General features: G+C 52.5%; 11 protein-coding genes and 1 pseudogene. 6 read left to right on the forward strand and 6 right to left on the reverse strand.

Features of this window, described 5'->3' with window-relative positions; all coding sequences use genetic code 11:
- The 6 genes and pseudogenes from ABD07_RS15040 to ABD07_RS15045 form a co-directional block, all read left to right on the forward strand.
- Positions 1-96 (forward strand): annotated as a pseudogene (locus tag ABD07_RS15040) (chemotaxis protein CheW); the annotation flags it as partial.
- Between the two features lie 43 nt (positions 97-139).
- Positions 140-1,864, forward strand: coding sequence for a methyl-accepting chemotaxis protein (locus ABD07_RS10710; protein WP_160818258.1), 1,725 nt, complete (start codon positions 140-142; stop codon positions 1,862-1,864).
- Between the two features lie 634 nt (positions 1,865-2,498).
- The gene (locus tag ABD07_RS10715) at positions 2,499-3,011 is read left to right on the forward strand and encodes a chemotaxis protein CheW (RefSeq protein WP_108697982.1); all 513 of its coding nucleotides are present in this window, start codon (positions 2,499-2,501) and stop codon (positions 3,009-3,011) included.
- 43 nt (positions 3,012-3,054) lie between these two features.
- Entirely contained in the window at positions 3,055-4,779 is a 1,725-nt protein-coding gene (locus ABD07_RS10720) for a methyl-accepting chemotaxis protein (RefSeq protein WP_160818259.1), read from the forward strand.
- 647 nt (positions 4,780-5,426) lie between these two features.
- Positions 5,427-6,671, forward strand: a complete 1,245-nt coding sequence (locus ABD07_RS10725) for a D-alanyl-D-alanine carboxypeptidase family protein (protein ID WP_160818260.1) — start codon at positions 5,427-5,429, stop codon at positions 6,669-6,671.
- Between the two features lie 252 nt (positions 6,672-6,923).
- The gene (locus ABD07_RS15045; protein WP_240142522.1) at positions 6,924-7,958 is read left to right on the forward strand and encodes an FxDxF family PEP-CTERM protein; all 1,035 of its coding nucleotides are present in this window, start codon (positions 6,924-6,926) and stop codon (positions 7,956-7,958) included.
- A gap of 47 nt (positions 7,959-8,005) precedes the next feature.
- Here ABD07_RS15045 and ABD07_RS10735 read toward each other — a convergent pair whose 3' ends face one another.
- The 6 genes from ABD07_RS10735 to ABD07_RS10760 all read right to left on the reverse strand — a co-directional run bounded on the left by ABD07_RS10735 (position 8,006) and on the right by ABD07_RS10760 (position 24,618).
- Positions 8,006-8,476, reverse strand: coding sequence for a FecR domain-containing protein (locus ABD07_RS10735; RefSeq protein ID WP_240142523.1), 471 nt, complete (start codon positions 8,474-8,476; stop codon positions 8,006-8,008).
- A gap of 295 nt (positions 8,477-8,771) precedes the next feature.
- Complete coding sequence (locus ABD07_RS10740; RefSeq protein ID WP_160818262.1) at positions 8,772-10,673, reverse strand: hypothetical protein; 1,902 nt, start codon at positions 10,671-10,673, stop codon at positions 8,772-8,774.
- 2 nt (positions 10,674-10,675) lie between these two features.
- Positions 10,676-16,315, reverse strand: a complete 5,640-nt coding sequence (locus ABD07_RS10745; protein ID WP_160818263.1) for a hypothetical protein — start codon at positions 16,313-16,315, stop codon at positions 10,676-10,678.
- 44 nt (positions 16,316-16,359) lie between these two features.
- The gene (locus ABD07_RS10750) at positions 16,360-19,674 is read right to left on the reverse strand and encodes a hypothetical protein (protein WP_160818264.1); all 3,315 of its coding nucleotides are present in this window, start codon (positions 19,672-19,674) and stop codon (positions 16,360-16,362) included.
- Positions 19,674-23,075 (reverse strand): DUF6603 domain-containing protein, encoded by a 3,402-nt coding sequence (locus ABD07_RS10755; RefSeq protein WP_160818265.1) that lies wholly within the window; start codon positions 23,073-23,075, stop codon positions 19,674-19,676. Before ABD07_RS10755 ends, ABD07_RS10750 begins: the two co-directional genes overlap by 1 nt.
- Positions 23,065-24,618, reverse strand: coding sequence for a hypothetical protein (locus ABD07_RS10760; protein ID WP_160818266.1), 1,554 nt, complete (start codon positions 24,616-24,618; stop codon positions 23,065-23,067). Before ABD07_RS10760 ends, ABD07_RS10755 begins: the two co-directional genes overlap by 11 nt.

A 24,618-nucleotide genomic window follows, 5' to 3' on the forward strand; every position in this document is an offset into this window, starting at 1 on the left:
CTGGGGACAGTCGATGAACGCATGCTGATATTGATTGATATCGAAAAATTGATGAGCAGCAGCGACATGGGTTTGATTGAACAAAGTTTAAATTAAGAGAAAGGTGCAGTGCCATGAGAAATAAATTTGAAAGGAGATCATGATGAATAACATGACAATAAAGGCCCGTCTGGTATCTGTCATCGGTATGTTGTCGATCTTACTCGTAAGTATCGGTGTCTTAGGTTTGTATGGCATCAATCAATCCAATGCCGGATTGAAGTCCGTCTATGAAGACCGTACTGTGACCGCGGTGCAGTTAGGGAAAATTCTGGATGTCTGGTATCAAGTGCGCAAGAATGCGGAAGATGCTGTTGAATCGAAAAATATCGAGACTTCGAAAAAACTGGCGGAAGAGGTGAACCGGTTGGTGAAACAAAACGAAGGGGTTTGGGCGCAATATCTGAAGACTGAATTAACGCCGGAAGAAGAGCTATTGACTCGGACGAAAAGCGAGCAGCATATCCAGTACGTGAATTCCATTAATCAAACCCTGAAGTTGGCGATAGCGGGGGATTTTGACGCCGCAACGAAAAATCTGACAGCGGATTCAGTGCAAAAATTTAATGCGCTTAGAAACACTGTGTTTACCCTGTTTGATTTACAAGGGACAGTCGCTGAGCAGGAATACGAGATTGCGCAAGATCATTACGAGAGTATTTTTGTAATGTCGTCTGCGGCAATGATATTGGGTGTTTCATTGGCGATTATCATCGGGTTATTGTTGATCCGGGCGATTGTGAATCCTTTAAACGAAGCCATTGCTGTGGCAAATGCCGTGGCATCCGGTGATCTGACCAGCCGTATTGAGGTCAACTCAACCAATGAAACCGGGCGTTTGCTGCAAGCATTGAGAACGATGAATGATAGTCTGGTGGATTTGGTGGGTAAGGTGCGGATGGGAACCGATCAGATCTCAACGGTATCCGGCGAAATTGCTTCCGGTAACTCGGATTTGAGCCAACGGACCGAAGAGCAAGCATCCAGCCTGGAAGAAACCGCATCGTCAATGGAAGAACTAACCTCCACTGTGAAACAAAATGCAGACAATGCCCGTCAAGCGAATCAACTGGCGACAGGTGCATCCGAAGTCGCGATGAAAGGCGGTGCAGTGATTGGTCAAGTGGTGCAAACCATGAGTTCGATCAACGATAGCTCCAAAAAGATTGTTGATATTATCAGCGTAATCGACGGCATTGCCTTTCAAACCAATATATTGGCTCTCAATGCTGCGGTCGAAGCAGCGCGTGCTGGAGAACAAGGACGTGGCTTTGCCGTAGTGGCGACAGAAGTGCGCACGTTGGCGCAACGCTCAGCGGCAGCGGCAAAAGAAATCAAGGAGCTGATTAGTGACTCGGTGGCGAAAGTGGAAGATGGCACGCGTCTAGTGGATGAAGCGGGTACCACGATGGATGAAATTGTCAACGCAGTCAAACGTGTCACCGATATCATGAGCGAAATCTCCGCGGCATCGCAAGAACAAAGCTCCGGTATCGAACAAGTTAACCAAGCTGTGACGCAAATGGATGAAGTCACACAACAAAACGCTACCTTGGTGGAACAAGCTGCTGCTGCGGCAGAATCCATGCAAGAACAGGCGCAAGCATTAATTCATGCGGTAAGCAGCTTCAGGCTATCCGGCAGTTACTCAGCACCAGCGACGGTTAAAAGAAGTAATCGCGCAACTGCGGTTACCAAGCTGCCGAATCGCGGTCCTTCGACAAGAAGAGCGGCGGTAAAATCCGAACCGGATGTTAGGACGTTACCCGAACAACCGCGCAAGGTTGCTGCCGGGGGCGGTGATGATAATTGGGAAGAGTTCTAAAATTTTCTGAGTAGTTTCATAACACCATCCGGATTTCCGGGTGGTGTTTTTTTATTCAAACGCAATCTTTTGAAAAAAACGGTAGCGCTTGACAGTTATTTTTCACCATCAAGCGGTCTTTTCAGATCTAATTTTCAGCAATAGTTATTAAGTTGTGTGCCTTTCGGGTGCCAGTGAATAGAGCCATAACATAATCCACGCAATCCACAGCATTCAGTTTCAGGGCATGGTTGGTTTTTGATCAGCCATTTCTCTTCATGGGCCGCATAGGCCTGTTTCCATTGATACAAGGCATCTCTTCGCGCTTGTAAATTCAGCAGTAACCCCGGCAGTTCTATTGCTCAGAACTGTTCGGCGGAATCGTAATGTTCATGATTTTTGTGGTGTTATCGGAATGGAATTTTGGGTAAGTAAGACAATTCCTGCAAGATCATGCCATTAATTCTTAATATAAAAGAAGAATCGACCGGCAAAATATATAGATTTGAATTCCGTAAGAATGAACTGCATTTTATGAAATAGAAGAATCTATGAAAATTAAGAAGTTTATGAAGAAATCTTAATGAAGAATCGATGAAAATTTATTCATGATCGATTGATCCAGTTTTTAGATAGTACATAGAGGAGCATAAACATGTTGCAGGAACAAGCGGTTAATGGGTCTATTGAATCACCCGGTTCAGCGGTTAAACACATGATCAATGAATTCCTGACCTTCCGCTTGGGTAGTGAAGAATACGGAATCGAGATACTCAAAGTTCAAGAAATCAGAGGATACGATTCTGTTACGCAAATCGCGAATGCTCCGGATTTTATTAAAGGGGTTGTGAATCTGCGGGGAATTATTGTCCCGATCCTCGATATGCGGATCAAATTCAGGCTGAATTGTGTGGAATACAATCAATTCACCGTGGTTATTATTTTAAATGTCGCCGGGCGAGTCATGGGGATTGTGGTGGATGGCGTGTCGGATGTGATTGAACTAGAAGCCAATCAAGTCCGGCCCGCGCCTGAATTTGGCACCGCGATCGATACCGAATATATCACCGGATTGGGAACTGTTGCGGATCGGATGCTGATATTAATCGATATCGAAAAACTGATGAGTAATAGCGATATGGGTTTGCTTGAACGAAGTATAGGTTGATAGGTAAGGTAATTTTTAATAGTGAGACTTTAAGGAGGCACCAGTGTTTAATAACTTAACAATAAAATCGCGATTAGTGTTTGTAATAAGTTTGTTGTCGATATTGCTGGCCGGTATCGGTGGTTTAGGTATCTATGGGCTAAATCAAACAAATGATGCTTTCAGAGGAGTCTATGAGGATCGCGCTGTGCCCCTTGGGCATCTGGGGCTGGTTATTGACCGGATGCAACGTACGCGTTTGAATGCCGTATTGTCCGCTTATACGCGTAAGCCTGAGGTGGTAAAAGAACGGCAGGCAATGACTGATCAACGGGATGCCGAAATTGCCACAGCTTGGCAAAAATACTTGGCAACCAATTTGACGCCGGAAGAAAAAACACTGATAGAAAACTTTAATCACGAATGGAAAGCCTATACGGAAGCTCGAAATCATACAATGGTCTTGGCAGCGGCCGGGGATTATGATGCGGCGATTGTGAATGCTATTAATGCAACGCCTAAATTTGATGGGGCGCATGCAACCATGTTCAAATTGATCGATCTTCAGCGTGATGAAGGTGCCAAGGAATACAAGGCGTCGCAAGATAACTACGAGAATATCTTTATCACCAGTGTGGTGGTGATTACATTAGGAATACTGCTGGCTGTAATAATTGGTTTACTACTGATACGCGCAATTATCGGACCGTTGAATGAAGCCGTCGCGGTGGCAAATGCAGTTGCCGCCGGTGATCTGACCAGCCGCATTGAAGTCAATTCAAACAACGAAACCGGACGGTTGTTGCAAGCACTGAAAACCATGAATGACAATCTGGCGGATCTGGTGAGTAAAGTGCGTGCAGGGACAGATCAAATCTCAACGGCTTCCGGTGAGATTGCTTCCGGCAATTCGGATCTGAGCCAACGTACCGAAGAACAAGCATCCAGCCTGGAGGAAACCGCATCTTCCATGGAAGAGCTCACTTCCACAGTTAGACAAAACGCCGATAATGCTCGTCAAGCCAATCAGCTGGCAGCAGGTGCTTCCGAGGTTGCCGTGAAAGGGGGAGCAGTGGTCGGTCAGGTTGTGCAAACCATGAGTTCGATCAATGAAAGCTCGAAGAAAATTGTCGACATCATCAGCGTCATCGACGGCATCGCCTTCCAAACCAACATTCTGGCGCTGAATGCAGCAGTGGAAGCAGCGCGGGCGGGTGAACAAGGGCGTGGATTTGCCGTGGTGGCGACGGAAGTGCGCACCTTGGCGCAACGCTCAGCGGCAGCGGCTAAAGAGATCAAGGAATTGATCAGTGACTCGGTCGCCAAAGTGGAAGATGGTTCTCGCCTGGTCGATGAAGCAGGTTCAACGATGGATGAGATCGTCAGTGCTGTGAAACGTGTGACGGATATTATGGCGGAGATCTCCGCTGCATCGCAGGAGCAAAGCTCGGGTATTGAACAAGTGAACCAAGCCGTCACGCAGATGGATGAAGTAACGCAGCAAAATGCAGCATTGGTGGAAGAAGCCGCTGCTGCTGCCGAGTCCATGCAAGACCAAGCGCACGCCTTGACGCAGGCAGTCAGCACCTTCAAGTTATCGCATGGTAGCAGCAGTGCCCTAGCCACACCGGTTAGAAGAAGCAATCGAGCGGCGCCGGTTGCCAAACTGCCTAATCGCGGATCTGCCACCAAGAAGATTGCAGCCAATTCCAATTCGAGCGCAACAGCACTGGAAGCTCAACCGCGCAAGGTTGCCGCGGGCGGTGGCGGTGACTGGGAAGAGTTCTAAGCCTTAGCGCAAGAGTGCTGCTGTGCAAGGCGGCGCTCTTGCGTGTTATCTGTAGTGTAGTAATCGCAATCCGATCTGAAAGATCAATCCCTTCTAAAAACAATATCTCCTTGCGTTGCGCTGATTGGCGAACCAGTCAGCGCATTCTGTTTCACATTCACGCTCCGCAGAATGCCGCATATTCCACTGGTTAAGTCACGGCTAGTGTGTTTTTCTGTCAGTAATTAGTATTTTTGAATCAATGTGATAGCACTTATAGTGCCTTGGTTTTTTACCGGCCTGTTATTGCCACGAATACTATGCTTTTCTTGCCAGGATTATTCATTCTGAAACCTGAGAAGCGCAATTACCGGGCATTTAACATCGCATCGACGCATAAAATACTTTGTAGATAGAGGGAAATATGCTATTTATTACTCAATATAGAACTGCGCTGCTCCAGTAAAATGTGCAGATAAGAAATTACGCCACGGAGATTTTTAAGTCATCGATATATGATCAGCAAAATAAATAATAAAAAAGCAGCTATCAATGGATATTTATCAGTTTTTCAGCAAGCGGGAGAAGCGTTGATCCGGAATGTGAGAACTTCATACCGGTCACTTAATTTTCTTGCTATGGGCAGGCTTTCAAAAGGAGTGGATCGTATGGCGATAGCGGAGCGTACAGAAGTGAAAGTTTTTTTTGTTCTCGTGGTGCTATTTGCTCTGGTGAGTCCGGCGCAAGCGAATCCGCGCTCCGCAGCCATCGTAATCGATGCGAGTACCGGCGCTGTACTGCATGAATCCAATGCGGATGCCAGCCGCTATCCGGCTTCACTGACGAAAATGATGACGCTTTATTTGTTGTTTGAAGCGATCGAGCAACACAAAATGACGCTCGATTCCCGCATGCCGGTGTCTGCGCATGCGGCATCCATGCCATCAACGAACATCGGTTTGCGCGCCGGGGATAGCATCAGTGTGCGCGAAGCGATTCCGGCGTTGATTGTGCGTTCAGCAAACGATGTGGCGGCGGTGGTGGCGGAAGCTTTGGGTGCCAGTGAAACGAATTTTGGCCGCATGATGACAGAGAAAGCGCATAAGCTGGGTATGCATTCCACTACCTTTCGCAATGCTTCGGGTCTGCCCAATCCTGAGCAAAAGACAACGGCACGGGATATGGTTACCCTCTCCGCCCGTCTGATCAAGGATTTTCCTAAGTATTATCATTATTTCTCCACGCAGTCGTTCAGCCACAAAGGCACCACATATAAGAGTCACAACCGCATGGTACGGAATACGCCGGGCGTGGACGGCTTAAAAACCGGGTTTATCCGGGCGTCCGGTTTCAATGTGGCTACTTCCGCCAAGCGCGGCAATCGTCGCGTGGTTGCTGTGGTGATGGGAGGAAACACTGCGGTGGCGCGCGATCAACATATGGCGCAATTGCTGGAGCGCAGCTTTAATCAGGGCGCGGCTCAATTAGCCAGCAATACCGCTGATAGCCGAGCCGTATCAGCAACACCGCTCAGCGAGCGGAAAGAGAAAGCCAGAGCCCAAGCTCCGCTTCCCCAATCGGCTCCGGCTGCTGAGAAAAAAACCGAACCTGTAGTACAACAGCTGACCGCCAAATCGTCAGCCAGTCCGCAATCTCAGCCGCAGAAAGCCGCTATGCTGCCGAACGACGGCTGGGCGGTGCAGATCGGTTCTTACCAAGAATCGAACCGGGCGCGCGCGCAAGCGCAGGTTGCCGCGCGCTTGATACCAGGCGAAGTGGTCATCACCGAAGTGGAAGTCAGTAATCGCAAATTGTACCGGGCGCGTCTGGTAGGTTTGCAAGAAAATCAAGCGCGAACGGCCTGTCAGAGTCTGGTCCGGCAGGGAATGGGATGTCTTGTGGTGCGATCGTAAGGTTCCTATAAAGCAAATTTTCCCATCGAATTGGCTGGACAACAGCGGAAACCGAATGTCATTGGGTGCCGGTAAAATTTGTGCTACTCTACTCCTGTCATTACTATTTGATTTTAGGTATTAAAGTACCCGAAAGCAGGACAAATCACCTAGATGAAATAGTACGGACTTCCCTTATTCAAGGGACTCTTTAAGCTTATGATCATTCACCAAATATAAGAATAATTTACCTTTGATCGACAGGAGAACAAAATGAAAACGAAATTGGTTACGTCATTATCAGTAATAGGAAGTCTCGCATTGCTGTGGACCGGCAATGCACTTGCAGTCAGCTTCAGTACTTTTGTTGGCAGTACAGGCGGTTCGCCCATCGGATTTGCCTATGCGGGCAATAAATTCGTAGGCTCGAATTATTTTAACAATCAACTCTATCAAACGGATCTCAGCGGCGGTAGTCTTCAGCCTTTCGGAGCGCCGCTACCTATCAGCAGTGGCAGCATCGGTGAAATATACGTTTCCAGTTCCTTGGGACTGGGCGGGTTCGGGTCAAGTGGAGCGCGTGATATATTTGCCGGATCAGAAGCGGCAGGCAATGTTTACCGTTTCTCTAACGACGGATCAACGCAATCGCTGTTTGCCACCGGATTGAGCGGGGATGTTCGCGGGATCGCTTTTGATCCTTACGGCAACTACGGTTTCAATATGGTGGTGACAACACAGACAGGTAATGTATATCGAGTCGACAGCACGGGTTCCGCCACTCTATTAGCCAATGTCGGTGCAGATGCGGAAGGTTTGGATTTCACACCCCAGGCATTCGGCGATATTCCAGCGCATACATTGGTCGTTGTGTCGGAAGGTACCGGACGGTTGACAGCCATTTCGCCCGATGGCACGGAGAAAGACTTGGGATTGCACTTCGGCACACCCGAAATGCTGAGCTTTGTGCCCTTAAACTTGGGTGACAGCGGTAATCCGCTGGAGGGTTTTTATGCGGCGAATTATCCGGCCAATGTAATTAAAGCCGGAGCAAGCGAGTTCTCGGCCTACAAAGGTGACGCAGTGATTACCGATGAAAGCAATCACAACATGTACCATATATTTTGGGATAGTGCGGCCGGAGCATTTAGCACCAGTATTATCGGTACTTTCCCGAGTCAACCGGAAGATGGAATTTTCCTGACTTCCGCAATCTTGACCCCGGTGCCGGAACCTGAATCCTATGCGATGTTATTGGCAGGGTTGGGTTTATTAGGATTCATGGCGCGCCGCCGTAAGATTTCTTAAAGGAAATTCTGTTGCGGAAATTAGAGGAGCTTAGGCTCCTCTAATTTTTACTGCGGTAGAGAGCGCCAAGGCGCAACGTCACGTTCTGTAATCAACCGGTGTTTACTGATACTGGTGTCATCGAAATCAGCTTGTTCAAGCGCGTTGATCTGATAAGTTCCTGATGCGACCTGGATCTTAATATGTCCGTCCGCGACTGCAATATGGCTGCTGCCATCCTTATGCATCTCAATGCTGAAGCGAGTGCCGAAATCCTTGATGATGGCATTGCCGACTTTGACTTCCAGTTGATTGGTAGTATCTTTTTTGATATCGAAATAAACATTTCCCTTGAATAGTTCCACTTGTAGCGGCTGACTTTCTTTTACCGCGACCGAACTGCGCGTATCGAGCGCCATGTTGATACCGGGTGCTATCGCAGTGGTCAGAGTATCCTCGGATTTTGTTTCATAAAAACGGATGCTATGCGGCTTGCCAAAATGCCACGTCATCAATCCCAGCAGTATGCAAATACTCATGATTGCACTGTGTATGAGAAAACGCCGCCAACTGAAAACAAAAGTGAATGGCTGTATAACCGGTGGTTCAGGTTCCTGCATTTTGTTTTAGCGAAGAAAAAATGAAAGGGGAAATTATATACTGATGACAGAAATTTTTTCAGCTTGGCGCTGAGACCGGCTTTCAGCCAAGGATTCTCCATGTGTATAGATAGCCCTGATCATGCGCATTACCGTCGAGTGCATACAACCCGGACTGGGGAAAAGAGGTTGTAACCGAGGCGGATTCCGGCAGATAAAAGGAATTATCTGCTCACTAACCGCGCAGTGCGCGCCGCAAGCGTTGATTAGCCGGTTTGACGCGATCAAAAGCCAAACCGCTGCTACCCTCGCCACGGCCGGTTTGTTTCTTCACACCGAGCCAGCAAAAGACCTGACCGTTGTTCCAGCGTGTGCGCTGATACGCTTGCGTGACTTGTATGCCCGCCCGGGGTACCTCTTCTTCGTGCAGGAAATAAGGTTGCGGCGGTTGCTGGTCGAGTCCTTGGCGCAATAACACCGTGCGCGGTTTGACTTTCTCAGGTGGATTCGGGTCACCCAGAATGATGCGCGGCATCGACGCGCGTTGCAACTGGATTTCCCGATTGTTGTTATCCAGATGCACCGGAATCATCGGAATCCAATTCTCCGGCACGCCTTGCATCAGTTGATAACGAATGGCTGCGCTCGATTCGGGGATTTCCGGTGCCACCAGAACGCCTTCGATTTCGCCATCCAGAATACTTTCCAGGCGGCTGAAGAATTCACGTCCCGCTTCGTTGCCCGGTTTGCTACGGCCGGTTGCCAGGGGAATATTTTTTTCGATCCCCCACACCATATTGGCAACTTCATCGCGTACCAACCATAGTTCGTCGATCGGTTTTCCTTCCTGAATCTTCGGCACAGTCGGCAGTAGCAACAACGAGGTATCGGCGCGCACGTTGTCGCTGCCTTTGACCGTGAGATTGTACATGGCCCAGCGCTGCCAGTTTTCATCGCTGCCGGAACCCGATGCGGTGACCCAGATTCTTTCACCGAACACATTGGTGACAGCAAGACCTTGCACATCGGCGATACTGCCAACCGGCAATTGAAAAGGCACCAAAAACCAATCGTTGGCATAGACCAAGCCGAATTCCATTAACAGCAGTTTATTGATATCGGTGGTATCGGGCTTGATATCGCCGAAATTGGTTTTGCCTTCTTCAAACGTCCACCAGCGGGTATTCGGCATGCCTTCAAACTGAATCGCGGTCGGAAAGAACGACAACGTGCTGGTTCCTTCCACCGGACTGCTATTATTCGCACCTAAGCTTTGCCGGGATGGATCGACATCCAGGTTGTACCAATCCAGCCGCCCTTGGTAATACTCCTCGGCGGTCATGACTTTTTCCGCGCCATGTTGCGGCGCCGATACCGCAAACTGATACTCCAGTTGCTGCGGCAGCCAGGCATCATTCTGGCCTTGATCCGGCTGATAAAACAATTGCTCGTACCATTGCACGAATTTGCTCGCCAAATCGTCGATGGTTGTCTTATCGCCGTCATTGGCAAGAGTGATACCATCGTAAGCGTGATGTTGACTGTCGGCTTTTAAATAAAAATACAGATTGGCGCCATCCACGGCGCGCCCCGCCAGCGCCGAGAAGCTTTGCCACACCGCCGGATGCGCGGTCAGGAAAGCATCGCTGCGGCTGGCGGGATCGGGTTCGGTGATTCGGTAACCGGCATGTTGCAGGTATTGCGGCTTTAACGCGGATAAACCGGCCGATTGCAAATACTTTAACCACTGCCGCCCCATTAACAGACGGATATCCAGCGAAAGAATGTGCTGTTGCCCATTGTAGGGTAACGGCCGTTGTTCGACGATTGCTTCCAGCGGCGCTGACCGGTCGAAATCCTGCGCGGTGGCATCGCCCGGTTGGTATTTGGTCAGCTCGGTGGTGGCCATGTGTACTTTGGCGAAAATCGGCGATCCGGCATCGTCGCCCTTGAATTCGCCGGTTTGCCACTGCTTGCACAGCATCCACAGCGGATCGCGGACTTCGGCGCGCAGCGCGCGGATGAAGTTTTTGGTGCGGGGCCGTCCTTCCAGCCGGTTCCACAGCACCACCGTAGGCAGCAAGACTTTGCGCTCAAGCACTTCCTGGATATTTTTTATCGCAATGAAATCGTTCATGATCAACTCTCTACGTTGGATTTGAATTGCACCGCGTTATTAAAGGCCAGGTCGAGCGCCATCATAATCGGATAGCGGGTCACTGAAGACACCACGGCAGGCAGGAAGCGCGCGTATTCGGTTTGGTTCCAATGCGCCGGTTCAACGGCGCGCTTGCTGGCCATATCCAAGGTTTCGTGCAGGGTATCGACCAAATCCTGCCACTGCCAGTGACCGGTGAAGTTGGCCGGTAACGCCAGCAGCAACGATTGCGGCGCTTCGCAGTTGGGGCGGTCGTAATGGAATGTTAATCCGGTGGTTTCCTGGGTGGTGGGAATCACCTCGGTCCATTCGTCGAGCAACAGCCCACAAATCGCAGTGTTCTGTGCAAAAGCATCGACGTAATGCGCGGTGTACAGCAATTTGTCGCTATCGATCACGAACGGCTCGCTTGTGCCGGGCTGGGTATCGGGGTATTGCAACGCCAGCCAGTGATCGTCGGCGCGATAAGGAAACTGCAACGGCGTCAAACTCAAGCTGGCATTGTTCAATGCTTCGCCGAACTGCGTTACGCTTTCCCAGCGCTGTAATTTTTCCCGTACCCGGGCAACGCCGTATAGCCAGTTGTCTTCGGGAAAATCCACACTCAGATCGTTTTTCTGATAACTCAGCAATTGCGCACGATTGTCGTAGCTTTGCTGCCATTCGCTGCCGTGCGCGGCGGCCAGATTGAACTCGGGCAGAATGACGAAATCGTCGTGCGTCAACTGCCGGATCGCTTGTGTCAGTTCATCGATGCGCTGCTCGGCGGAAGCCGAGGCATCGCCGGTGATCAAACCGTTGGCCGCTGCCATGCGCTTGTCGATATCCGCCGCCAAACCGGCTACTTTAGTTAGCAAGGTTTGTGCAAAGCTGACGATGGCTTTTTTATTGTCGGTGATATCCAATGTCTGCGTGTCATGCAGCGCAATATCGCTTTCCCGGGCAATCATCGCCGCGTATAGCGCGCCGACTTGACTGGCGGTTGCCAATAGATTTTCAAGACTGGTCAAGCTGTTCTGAAAACCGGTTTTGTGCGTGGTGTTCAGTGTGGTCAGCAAATCGTTGGGGTCGTTCGATGCCGGGATTGGAATCGATTCGGTCACGATCAACAACGCGGTTTCCAGCAAATATTGCATTTTGCTTTCGACCGGCGTGGCAGGATCCAATGCGCCGAAGCCGGTAATGCGTTGCTCGAATTCCAGCAACGCGGCTTGCCAGCGCGTGACGATGCCTTGCAGTTTTTCCAGCAATGCCAGGAATTGAGTGCGCCGCCAATCGTACACAAAACCGGTTGCCGCGCCGCTCAAGCCGAATCGATTGACCGCCAGGGCAAGCGGTAAATAACCGCTGATCATTTCATCGAGATGATCGAGCGCATTGCTTTCCGCAACGACCGGATCGGGATCGTTCAGCCAGGTGTCGATTTGCGTTTTCAGCGCATTCAAAGCGGTTTGCTGCGGCAGCAGCAAATCGCGTACTGCGGTGACTTTTTCCGCACGGATCGCTGCCACGCTATCTTCTTGCTGCGATGCTTCGTTCGGCAGTTTCACGTCGGTGGTTCTGAGCGGCCGCGATTGGGTGCTCAACGCTTTGAGATCGTTGAGCATCGGCATCACTTCAAAGAACGAATATTTTCCAGGCAGTTTGCCGCGGTACTGGATTTTGATATCGCTATCGACGCGCACGCCGGGAATTGCATAAACCTGGGTCAGGATACGGTCGTCGAGCGCGGTCATTTGCTGCTGGTCGCTCGATAGCATGTACATCAGGTCGGTGGCCAGTAAGCCCAAATCCTCCGCACTGATTGTTTGTTGCTGCTGTTGCGCGTTGCCTTGATGGTAATAATCCACGGTACAGAAAATATCGCTCATGGGCGGCAGTAGCTGCGTCAGCCATTGATTGACGGCTGGTTCGCCTTTGGCGCGCGGCGTGCTGTTGGCCGGATCGGCGGGGTTCAATCCGACACGTAAGTGCAAACCGACCCGGTGCGTCAGTGTGATACCGCTGCGCGGCGTTTGCACCACTTCCGGTACCGGCGGGAAATGTCCCTTGCTGAAGGCATCCAGCGTTCCGGCGGCGCGCTCATAATTGCCGCGCACCACCTGATACACACCTTCCGCCATCGCGAGATCGGCGACGGCATCGTTGATATTCATGATGTGCTGCACTTCGCGGTTAATGGCATCCAGTTTGTTCTGCTCGGTAACCGGCGGAAGTTGCGCAATACCGAACGGATAATTACGGTTCGCGCCCGTTTGCGTCTGCACATGCTCGACCAGCGCCAGCCCGTCGACGACGTTACGCGCTTCCACAGCGCTGATCGGTTCGTTGCTTGCGGTTGAGGTGGTCGATAACCGGTCGCCCGCGAGCGGGAATTGCTTGCGCAAATCGAAAATGATGCTATCGAGAAATAAATCACCGGCGTCGTGCAAACCGCGCTCCAGGTAATAACCCAGCAATGCCGAAAGGCTCTGGCCGTTGCGCATGCCTTCGATGACGTTCATCGCCAGCCGCACGCGTTCGGAAGTGAGATTGATCGCCAAACTGTCGGGATTGTCCGGCGTGGCGTTGGCCAGATAACCGTTGCGCAGCACGGCGGCAGTGACGGCATGGTTCAAGGACGGGGCGTGGATAAAACCGAAATTCTTGTCGTCCTCGGCCAACGGGGCTTGACCGGGTTTATTGAAAATCTTGTCGAGCTCTTCGGTCAGTTTGACCGGCGTCAGATTTTTGTTTTCCGGCCGGACATCTTCCAACCAGGCAAAAGCGCCCAGATAGCAACCATGATTATCGGCGTCATGTCCGTTGTCGGTTTCACCGGGTGCGGTGCCGGGTACTGGCTGCGCTTGCCCGGCGATTTGTTGCATGATGTCCAGTTGCACATTCAGAAGCCCTAACCACCAGGCATCGAGACGGTAACTGCAGCAATCGATGTGCTCGGCGAAAATCCGCTCCAGCCGTGCCGTCGGCGTGTGCTGCAACCGTTCCAATGCATTGATTTGGGTATTCAGGTAAGGGTTGCGCAGCGTGAGGATATGCGGAATGAAATCGCCGATTTGCACATTCGGCTGGTTGGTGATCGCCGGTTCCGCTTTATACAGGTACTGCCACGGACTGCCTTTATCGTCTCCGGTTTCCTGAATGTGCATGAACTTCGGTTCACGTTTCGCCACGGAGAATTGCTGCGGGTTGAGTACATTTGCTTCCAGATGAAGACGCAGACTGGTATCGAGGTAGGACAAATCGAGCGCATGGCGCAGCATCAGATAGAGCAACGCTGCCGGTGGCTTATCGTCGATAAATCCTTGTTGCAGGCGCAGAGTGTTATGCGAATCGCGCGCTGCGGTAGCGAGCCATTGCAAGTAATTCGTGCCGTCGGAACGGTAAGCGCGCACCGGATTGAATTCGGACAGCGCTTGATCGTCGATCAGCGGGCCTTTCAGCAGGTTGGCGGCAAGCGTGAAGAATTTGTTCAGAATATCGGGAATTTTGTTGTGGTCCTGTGCCGAATAACCCAATTGCGCCAGCAGCGCAAGGCCGCTTTGGGTATAAAACAGCGAGGCAATCGTGGCATAGATCGCGCCATTGATACCGGACGTTTTATAGCGGTTGTAGAGCTGCTCGGCGCTTTCCGCGTAGCGTTGATAAAACTCGACCGATGCGGGATGCAGCCCGACGATGTCGAGCAAGGCTTGTTGAGGATCGGTTTGCGGTTTGCCGACGTACGATACCTGCGGCAGCAGTGAAGTCCAGCGCTCGTCGGCCTTCTTGATAAGATTGTAGAGCCGGGATAAAAACAGGAAAGAACCGGAAATGTGCGGCTCCAACCGGTCGTCGTTGAACAATTTGCGATTGATCCACGTCATGCGCGAGAACGGTGTGGCGGGCAGGATGCCGTACGGTTGCTTGCCGATACGGATCGCGGGCAGCGTGCCGCGGCCCAGCACATAACGGTTGAAATAATTGCGTGTGCTGGTGATGGTGTCGTCGCTGAATACCGGCTCCATCATCTGTTCCATGAAATAACCGAGTGTTGCCGGCCACAGCGCTTCGTTCATTGCCCGGGCTTCCATCTGATCGCTGGCGTAATACTGCGGCGATAACTTCAGGATCGCCGGGTCGAGACCCAGACTGTTTGCCAGCCAGCGGCCGTCTTTCCGGGTGCGCCAGTCGGCGGGATCATCGTCGGCGGCGTACTGGTTGAAATAATGATCGTAACTGGCGTCGGCGTCGCTGAACCAGCTATAACCGCTTTCCTGATCTTCGACGTTATTGGTCGGCGCGCCTTGCATCAGGAAACTGAATCCTTTGCGGCTGCGCTGATGGTGTTGAATCAATTGTTGCAATTGTTCGCGGCTTTTATCGACATCGGCGCTGAGCCGCACACCGAGCACAAACAGCCGGTCGAAACCGCGCCGCGCCTGGATATCGTTCAGGTTAATCTTGAAGCCCATGCCCTTGGCGACGGCTTCGTCAAAATCGGTAACCCATTTCATCTCATCGGGTACGATCAGTTCACCGTCTTCCAGCCGTAATTGCTGATCTTCCGGTGCGTTGGGGTTGGGGCCTACGATCAGTTCCGAAGGCACCGGACGGCCGATGTGCAGCAGTGTTTGTTCCTTTCCGTTGAAGCCCATGACCACGAACCGTTCCGGCAACAGCGCCACGCGTGCCGGATTGGTCCAGGCTTGCAGTTGTGTATCGACTCCATCGACGGCGGGTAACTCCAGGAATTCGACACGTACCTGGGTAATTGTTTCAGGTTGCGCCGGTTTGACGTTGAGATTTTGCGGTTGATACGAAGTAACGATTTCCTGCGCGCGTGCTTCGCCGAGATTAATTTTAAGTGTGGTATACGCCGCATCCAAAGCCGTGGCATCGTTATTGGCGCTGAATACCGTTTGCCAGTATTGCTGCACGAACGGTTTTTCGGCAGCGGGCAGCGGCTGTTCCGAAACAATTACTAAAATATAATCGCCATCGGTTTTGACCGGTTCCTCAGCCAGATTCAGCGGTTTGAATAATTGGCCCAACCAATACGCCCGGCCTGCGCCGTGGCTTTTGACCAGCGCTTGCCACGCCGCGCGTTTTTCACTGTCGACACCACCCGCTTTCCAGATATTGGTCCAATAGACGCGGGTGCTGCTGATCTCGACTTCGGAAGGAATTTCTTCAAAAGTATCGACGCTGATGTCGTCCGGGTAGACGCGCACCCATAATTGATCGGTACTGCCATCGCGCCCGCCGGGGCCGGTGACTTTTTTGAAACGCGTCTCGATGCGCAGCGGAAACAGCAGAATCGGATGAATATCGTTCAACTGGTTGATACTTTTGGTTGGATCGGAGAAAGTCTCGAACAGCACTTCCCGGTCGATCAATACTTGCCGGTTCCGCTCAAGCTCGGCTTGCAGCTTGACGGTGTCAGCCCGCAGCGATTCTTGCTCGAGCAGCAAAGTCTGCAATTGCTCCTGGGCTGCACCGTCGGAGCGGCGGCGTAACGATGCGATCAAACGCCCGGTTTTTTGCAGCTTCTCGTTGGCGGCAGACCAATTCAACCGGCTTTGCCGGTGCTGGCGGCGTGCTTGGTCGATCTGCTCTTGCGTGTCTTTAAATTGAGTCATAAGCCATTTCTGTCGGTTGAGATTTTGTACTTATGTAACCATGCTTAATCGCGCGGCAGCATTTCGGCAGCATGCACACCGACGAGCACCGGCGCCTGGAATAAAATGTAAGCCAGTTCCGCCGAATTGATGTTGTTTGTCCAGCTCAACAAATGATCCTCTTTCCACTGCTCCGCTTTTTCCTGCGCGGTGCCGCCCGGTGCTGCGCTTGGCAGGCTGCGCGCGGGTGCGGCGGCGATGTCGATAAATTCGCCGTCACTGATGCCAGGCGCGACATCGGTCCAGGCGAGGTCGTTCCAGACTTGAATCGGACCTTCGCGGTCGATATCCAGACCGAAGCGCGGTTCACCCGGACGTTCCTTGATCACGAAGAACCAACCCGGCTCGTCGTCAACCTCGGAGTTGCCGCGCGCTTCTTCTTCGGTTAAATCGAAGCCGAAGAAGTAAATATCCGGCTTGACTTGCGCTTCGTACAACGGTGTTTTGATCGGCACGCTGTCGTCGAATACCCGCTCGGTTCTTTTGTTCGGCGCCGGATTGGTAGCGCTGATCGGCTGCCATTTGGCTTTTTGCGCATAAATCACCGCATTCGGGTATTTTTTCAGCAATTCGCCGCGAATCACCAATACCAATTCCTCTTCGTTTTCGAGGCCTTGTTCGCGATTATCGTGCTCGCCCAGTTTGGAGAATCTCGACCAGCGGTGAATCGGCGGAATGTCTTTCAATTCCTCGCGGCGTTGTTTGCTGTCCTCGGTCGGGCTGAGAAAGCCGCTGACATCCCAGAACTGCCGGAAGTAGGAACCGCGTTGATCGGTCGGATATTCGCGCCACAGCAATTCGCGCGCGAATTCGTGATTGAGACCGACCATGTACGACTCGATGAACGGCTGGTTGGTCTTCAATAACGTGATGGTGTTTTGTCCGATGAAATTCAGGTTCGGCACAAACAACTCGGTGGATTTATCGACCAGCGGTTTGTACATTGGCACATCGAATTCCGGGTACGCCATCGCTTCGACAAACTTTTCGCCAATTAACCCGATAATATGCGGCGGTAACAGGATGTTGCCCAGCGTCCATTTCGGGATAGTGATCGTTGGATTCAGTTTGACCAGCGTATCCATTGCCAATTGAGCCATGTTGACCGGTACGGTTGCCGGAATGACACCGGCTTGCAGGCCGTTTTGCAGCACCGTGTAAGAGTCTTTCAGCGCGTTCTTAAAGCGGCTGGATTGAATGCTATCGGCTCCACCGGCGCTGGCGGGTTGCGGCGGATTGGCCGGATCTAGCGCTAAAGGATTTAGTTCCGGCGTCAGCACAAAGTTATTGCTCGGTGGCATGGAGTCGACCGCAGCCGGTGTTTGCCCGGTTTCGGATACCGAATCGGCTTGATTCATTTGTGTAATTAAACGCTGCGCGGTACGATAGGCCCACAATAATCCCGCGCTGAGCGCCGCCGCTACAGTCCAGATTCCGGTACTGACGCCGATGACCGCCAGTACGATGATCATCAGCACAATCAACGCCAATAACAGATAGGGAATGAACGGGTAGCGTTTCAGCAAATCCAGCAACCAAGCCGGGATATTTTTTGGTTGTGCATCCTGCGACAGATTGTCCAAGGTGGGCAGCGAAGCGGGCACCACATGCGGCGGCGCAGCGGTGATGGCACCGTCGTTGACGTGCGTGATCAAATTGTTGGGGTGAATACGCTCGTCAAAGGCTGAAAGCTTTTGCAAGCGGCCATTCGGGCGCAGCATGCGCCGCAGCGGCGCGGATGTCAGTGCAGGTGTAACCGGGCTTTGTTTGATTTGGTGGAAAACCGTCACGCCTTGGCTGATGACGCGCTTTTGCACTGGCGCCGTCATGAACAGCACTTTATCGTGGCTGATCTGCTGCAACGGCAGTACCTGCTTTTGATACCAGCTATTGGCGGTGATCTTGGCGAGCTGCGCTAAGCGGATCTGGCGGTTGGCTTCGAGCACATCGCCCACCTGATCCCACGCCGCGTCCATGTATTCTTCCTGATTGGCGATGATGACATCGGTGCCGAAACCGGCGGCGCTGCGCCAGCGCGGGTCGAGGTTGAGCTGGTGCAGCCAATTCTGGTTATTAGGCGCATCGCTGCCGTCGGCTTCTTTCAGCACGCGGTTTCGGAGTGCATGCCAGCGGCCGTAAATCGGCGGCGTGATCAGCGGATCGGGATCGGCCTGGATGGCATCGGGTAAATCGGTATTCTGGTGAGCCACATCGGCGGCGAGCCTGGCGTAATCGTCGGCGAGATTCAGAAAGGCTGCCAATTCCTGCTGGAAGACGTGCGGATACGGCTGATCCCAGTTTTCCCACTTGGCGATTTCCTGCTCGGCCTGGTTGCTGAGCGGTGCAAGCAACGCGCCGCCGAGTTTCAATACACCCTCGAGATCGGGATTCTGGATGCCGCTGATATTGGAACCGGGATTCTGCACATCCATATCGCGGCGGCCGACTCGGCTATCCGCCGGTTTCGGTTCGAGCAGGCGCACCAGGTATTCAAAATCGCCTTGCGAGCCAGTGCGGAAGAACCAGCGGTAATAAAACGGAAACTGCGTCGGCGCCGCGCGGCCTTCGCCCCAGGCCGAGAATGTCGCATGTGGCGCGTCGTCGGGGTTCATTCCCAGCCCAGCCAGACGGCCGGTTTCAAAGGTGGGAATCAGAAACGCATGATAGCGCTCGTTCGGGGTCAGTTTGCGCGGGCAGACGATGCGCGAATAGGCTTCGTCGGCATTTTGTGCCAGCACGCTTTGAAGCTGCGACAGCGCATTGTTGATGTCCGGTGCTTGCGGCGCATCCTGATTGCCAGCGATATTTTTGTTGACGTGCACATGCGCCCACGCCCACAGTTCCTCGGCTTTGGGAAATACCGATCCCAGCGCATCGGCTTTAATATCGATAAAAGGCAGGGGTTTGCCGGAAATATTCCCGCCATCGGCAAATTCCGCTTCGGTCAATACGATCAGCGTAACCCACGGCCGTAATCGTGCGCCCGCCGGTGCCGCCGGTGTGTAGCGCCAAGGGAAATCTTCGTCGTAGAACTCGATATGGCAAAGATAATTCGGCTCGAAGTTGGTAATCCAATTGAGCGGTTCGGTTTTGATGATTGCACGCGATTCAATGCCGATGATATCGCCGGGGCCGTACAGGGCGACGTTCTTGTTGACCGGAGCGGCCACATCGCCGCCTTCGCCGCCGCTGCCTTTGATATTCAGACTGACGGCGACGCTGGCGCGCGTTTTGACCGAAGCATCCAGATCCGCCGATTGGATATTATTGGCGACGCCTTGCCGCAGCCACGGTAGAAAAGTATAGGTGCCGATCGCCATTATGCCGCCTCCCGCAATGGCGCGGCTTCCGCGCTGGGGATCACGTGCAGGCTGTCTTGCAGCCCGGGCGACTGGTTCACTTGCGCGCGCAGGAAATCCTGCGCTTGCGCATGCGATGCAAAATAAGCTTCTTTGCTGTGCGGGCTGTTGTTCATGGTCGAAGCGACGACGTAACCGGCTTCTTTTACGATGACTTTCTGCTCGACTGGCGCTTTTTGCGCTTTGTAACTGGCCGAGAGCGCCGATTTCGATGCGGCGTTGCGGCCCAGGAAGTGATTGAAGAATTCGGCGCCGATGGCGACAAAACGGATCAGCAATGAGACAAAATTATTGTCGATGATATTTTGCTCATAGCGCACCACGCGTTTAACCGCTGCGGATGATTTGAGCTGCTGGTTGCTCACTGACAGTTCGATACCGGCATTTTGTTTTTCGTAGGAAGGCGCACTCAGTTTGTTGGCGTCGCTCAAGTTTTTATATTGCGCGGTGGCAAACGATTCCTTGGTATCCGCGACCTTGGCCAGACCGGTATCGATGACTTCGACGGTCAGCCGCTTGGCGTCTTTCGGTTTTTGATTGCCGACTTTGTCGAGATCCAGATCGAGCGGAACGGCGCGCTGGTTGACACGCAACACGCCGACCGGATGCAGAATCAAATCGTTCGTGCTTTCGATGGTGCGCAGTGACACCAGCAATTGATTGGAGGCAGGCAATTCGGCCGTCCAGTTATCCAGTTTCTCGAATTCCGCTGTAATGAGCGGCATGATGTCGATGGACGGCAAAGTGGTATTTTCGTCTTCACCCCAGGTATGACTGAAGGGTACGTCGATATCCCAGAATAGCAGCGAGATTGAGCCTTCGCCCTCGATATGCCACGGCGATGTGCCTTCCAGCTCGCCGCGCATATGCACGCCGAACAAACCGACACCGAACACTTTGACATCGAATGACGCGGAAATGGTGATGATGAAATAGAACGGCGAGAACTGGAACAGCGCGTCAAAGCCGACATGACCGGAAATATTGAAAGCGCTGAGACCGAAATAAACTTCAGCTTTGGCGCCGAACTGCACGGTGTTGGAAGTGACGGCGAAATAACCTTCCACGCGGATTCGCGCGAATGAGGTATTCAGGATATTGATCGCAATCCGGTTGGGACTGGGAAAAGGCAGTGGAGGCGGTTTAAAGGAGGGATGAAAACCGCCTACACTGATGACAAAATTGGCATCGTTACCCCAAGCGATCAGCAGGCCCATATCGCCGTCGATGGTGAGGAAGATTACCCGGGAATCGTACAAACTGGCATAAAACCATAGCCGCTGTTTGTCGATCTCCAGTGCACCGATGAAACTGACCTGAATGATGATCAATGCAGCGTCTTCATCGGGCAATGCGACTTTCAGTACACCGAGAATGGCGATATTGCCCGGCGGTATTTCGACGATGATGCCCAATGAGGCGCTCACCAGTGTCGGTGTGCCCCAGCCGAGTTTTGCCATCGGCCCGATCAGAAACACATCCTGTGCGGGCGGGAAGAATTGGCGCAGGTCGCTGATGATGCGCGGCGCATTCTCGATGATATTGTCCGGGAACATGATGCTGTTGATCGATCCGGTGCGCACACCGGCGGCGATCACTTCCAGTTCCATGGTGCGGTTCAGGCCGAGCAACCCGCCGACGGCGTTCAGCGTAAAACCGAAACCCAACTGGAACGGCGTGCCGAATTCGGCGCTGAGAATGATCAACAGCGAGAAGCCTTCGGAACCGTCGGGCATGCGCGTCGTGATCAGACCGATCGCTTTCACCGTGACGATGCCGCTGAACATCAGCTCCAATGCACCGGCGTATTCTTCCTTGTCGAAATCGAAGTAGAGATAACCACCGCCTTTGACGATACCGGCATCGAGCGACAAGCCGACGCCATTCGGCGGTTTGAATCCTAGCTGGATGTCGACCGGCCCGGCATTGCCGCTGCGGTTATCGACCAAGGCGAAATCGATGGCCAAGCCGATATTTTCGACGACAGCGGCGAGCGGACCCAGCGCGGCTTTGATGTCGGTTGAAATAGCGGTAGGGAATTTGTTGTTGTCGATGCCGACCGAGAAGGTCAACGCGCTGACTTCGACCGGCCCGAGATTCAGGTGCAGCGGCAATTTGATTTCCAGCGCGCTGCTGCCGACGAAAAACAGCCCGTCGCTGCTGTTGTAGCCGAACGCCATGCCGAAATCGGAATTGAGCTGGACGCCGCTCAGAATATCGGTAAGAAAACCATCGCCATCGGCAAACGAAATGGCCAGTTTACCGGCGCCGATTTCACCGCCGACGGTAAAATCGGCCGCCGATTGTCCGCCGCCGCTGCCTTGAATCCGGCCACCAAAGCTGACACCGAATTTACCCACTTCCAACCGGCTGCCGTCCGGGTCGCCGATCAATAGATACGGCGTTGCCGCTTGCGTGCGGTCGGCGGTGACGCTGAGGTTCAGCGAACCGGAAACCGTATCGGCTGCGGAGGTATGAAAAGTGAATGTGGCCGGTGGCTGGATTACTAACTCGGCGCCGAACGGCAGTGTGGCCTGTAAATCCAGGATGACTTTTAAATCGTCGGCGGCAAATTCGATTTTACCGGGACTGAGATTTTGCCGGATCGACAGACTCAATCCGTTGGGATTGAGATCGGTGCGCGGCCGCAGTTGAAAGATGACGGCTTCGAGAATCGGTGTGGGCGACGTATCGTCAAAAAAAGCCGGTGCTTTGAGATGCAGTAGTAAACGTTCCAGCCGCTGTAGCAAATTGGCGGCATCGAGACTGTTGCTGCTCCAGTTATAGTGCGACTGTAATGCCGACACCGGCGATTCCAGCCACTTGCCCAGTTCGTTGAAATGGAAGGTGGAGATGGTGAATTCAGGATTGCCGGGATCGGTCGAGCCGACGTTATTGCGTTGCCGCTCGAGTATGCCCAGCAGCTCGAACAATTCGTTGATGCCGTTGGCGGCATCCAGCGCACGGACGAGCAAGTAGTTGAACAAGCGTTCGGCAAAATGACTGGATACGCTGGCCGGAATACCGCCGATGCCTTGCACGGCGGTTTGCAGTTGATCGATTTTTTGAATAGCAGTGATGACTTGGCTAATCAATTCCGTGCTGATGGAAATAATTTGCCCGATGTCTTCGTCTTCGATTGCTTGCGCCAAATCCCCGGCTTTTTGCAACACGGTTTTGCTGCTGGCGACCAGCGCCTGCATCGGTGAAGCCAGCGACGATACCTGTCCGCTGTTGAGCGTGATACCTAATTCGGCGAATGTTTGCACCGCGCGTGTGCTATTCAGCTCGCGTTCCAGCGGCTCCAGCACATTGGAGATTTGCAGCAGAACGCGTTGTAAGGTATCCACTTCATTTGACATCGGTGGTTTCCTCCATGAGCGTGGCGTTTCTGTTTGATTCACTGGAGCTGGTGTCTTCAAACTGCTTAACGAACTCGTGCAGATTGTCGAAGCTGTTGATAAATCCCATTACTTCGTCGACGTAACGCTGAATGACTTGCTGCAACGCGGCGCTGCCATGCTGTGTCAGCACCTCGGCCATGCGCCGGATCATCTGATCGCGCGTGATACCTTCCACTTCAAACGGAATCAGATGTGCGGGATCGCGCGCATTGTTGACGAAGTGCGCCAGGAACGTGGGGCCTTTGCTGCGATGCCACGCCACGGTGACCGGCCGCCGGTGATTCACAAGCGCAATCACTTCCTGACGATGGTCGAGAATTTGTTGATAAATTTCAGCGCCTTTGCGCGTGTTCAAAAAGCGCTCACGTACTTCGGTGGTGTGATTGATGCCGGTGAGGATGCCCTCGACATCGTTTAACGTTTGCCCGGCGGGGCCGACCGGGGGATTGGCAGTAGTGATCGGGGTGATGCTGAGGTAGGCTATGACCGGGTGAATGTGGCAAGCGAGCGTTCGAGCCGGATTGGCGCTATCTCCTGCGTACAACAGACCGACTACTTTGTTTTGTGCGTTGACGATTGCAGAGCCTGAGTCGCCTTCATCTGAGAATTTCATTTCTCCATTGCAATTGGGTTGTGTGGCTTCGATATAGAGAGCACGGCCTCCGGTCGGGTCTATCGCAGCCGTATCGATGACTTTGCCCGTTGTTTTGCTGGTTCTGCGCCCGACTTTATGGACCACATAATCCCCGCTACCCAAATCACTTTGTGCAACACGGGCCACATCTTCCAGTTTGCTGTTGCCGCCGATATTCAATCCACGGATTTCGTTTTTATACGATACACCGCAGTTGGTGTTGCACCAGCTGGAAATACAGATATCCAATTTGGCGATCGCACAATCTAGAAAATAATCTTGCGCTGTTTCGCTGGGATAAGTGTAAGAGTAGGGTCCCTGCTGACCGATGTTATGAATTTTTCCGATCGGATTGCGCCGCTCTTGGGTGGCGTCAATATTGATAGTCCCTGCGTTATCGATAAACCTTGGCTGATAAATCGTATCGCCATTGGACGCGCCATTGCTTGCAAGGACATGATTGTTCGACAGCAGCACGACGTTCTCGGGTCCGCTGACGCCGTTCAACGTGGCAAAACAACCCAACGTTCCGGAGCCGATTTGACTCGAAGCGTTGGTTTTGAAATTGGTAACCGATATGCCGCCGATCAACGGTGAATGCTGATCCAAGTCTTCGCAGTGTAAGGGTTTGGGTTGAATGACCAATACCACATCGGTTGGAATGCCCTTGTATTCTTTCGGGATGATATCCGCTGGATTCAGCTCTTCCGGTTTGCGTTTTTCTTTGACGTACACGCGAAATGAGACTTGATCGGTGGTTTTTCCGCCAATTTCTTTCAAGCCATAGCCGACACCGATAACGCCTGGGATTTTTTTCAATTCGGCTTCCGCTTCCGCGTGTAATGCAGCCAGTTCTTTTTGATCCAT

The organism is Nitrosomonas oligotropha, assembly GCF_009833085.1.
Taxonomy (GTDB): domain Bacteria; phylum Pseudomonadota; class Gammaproteobacteria; order Burkholderiales; family Nitrosomonadaceae; genus Nitrosomonas; species Nitrosomonas oligotropha.

Excerpts from the sequence above, each read along its gene's own strand:
- ABD07_RS10710 (WP_160818258.1), top strand. The coding sequence starts at position 140 with ATGATGAATAACATGACAATAAAGGCCCGTCTGGTATCTGTCATCGGT.
- ABD07_RS10715 (WP_108697982.1), top strand. The coding sequence starts at position 2,499 with ATGTTGCAGGAACAAGCGGTTAATGGGTCTATTGAATCACCCGGTTCA.
- ABD07_RS10725 (WP_160818260.1), top strand. The coding sequence starts at position 5,427 with ATGGCGATAGCGGAGCGTACAGAAGTGAAAGTTTTTTTTGTTCTCGTG.
- ABD07_RS15045 (WP_240142522.1), top strand. The coding sequence starts at position 6,924 with ATGAAAACGAAATTGGTTACGTCATTATCAGTAATAGGAAGTCTCGCA.
- ABD07_RS10735 (WP_240142523.1), bottom strand. The coding sequence starts at position 8,476 with ATGAGTATTTGCATACTGCTGGGATTGATGACGTGGCATTTTGGCAAG.
- ABD07_RS10740 (WP_160818262.1), bottom strand. The coding sequence starts at position 10,673 with ATGAACGATTTCATTGCGATAAAAAATATCCAGGAAGTGCTTGAGCGC.
- ABD07_RS10745 (WP_160818263.1), bottom strand. The coding sequence starts at position 16,315 with ATGACTCAATTTAAAGACACGCAAGAGCAGATCGACCAAGCACGCCGC.
- ABD07_RS10750 (WP_160818264.1), bottom strand. The coding sequence starts at position 19,674 with ATGGCGATCGGCACCTATACTTTTCTACCGTGGCTGCGGCAAGGCGTC.
- ABD07_RS10755 (WP_160818265.1), bottom strand. The coding sequence starts at position 23,075 with ATGTCAAATGAAGTGGATACCTTACAACGCGTTCTGCTGCAAATCTCC.
- ABD07_RS10760 (WP_160818266.1), bottom strand. The coding sequence starts at position 24,618 with ATGGATCAAAAAGAACTGGCTGCATTACACGCGGAAGCGGAAGCCGAA.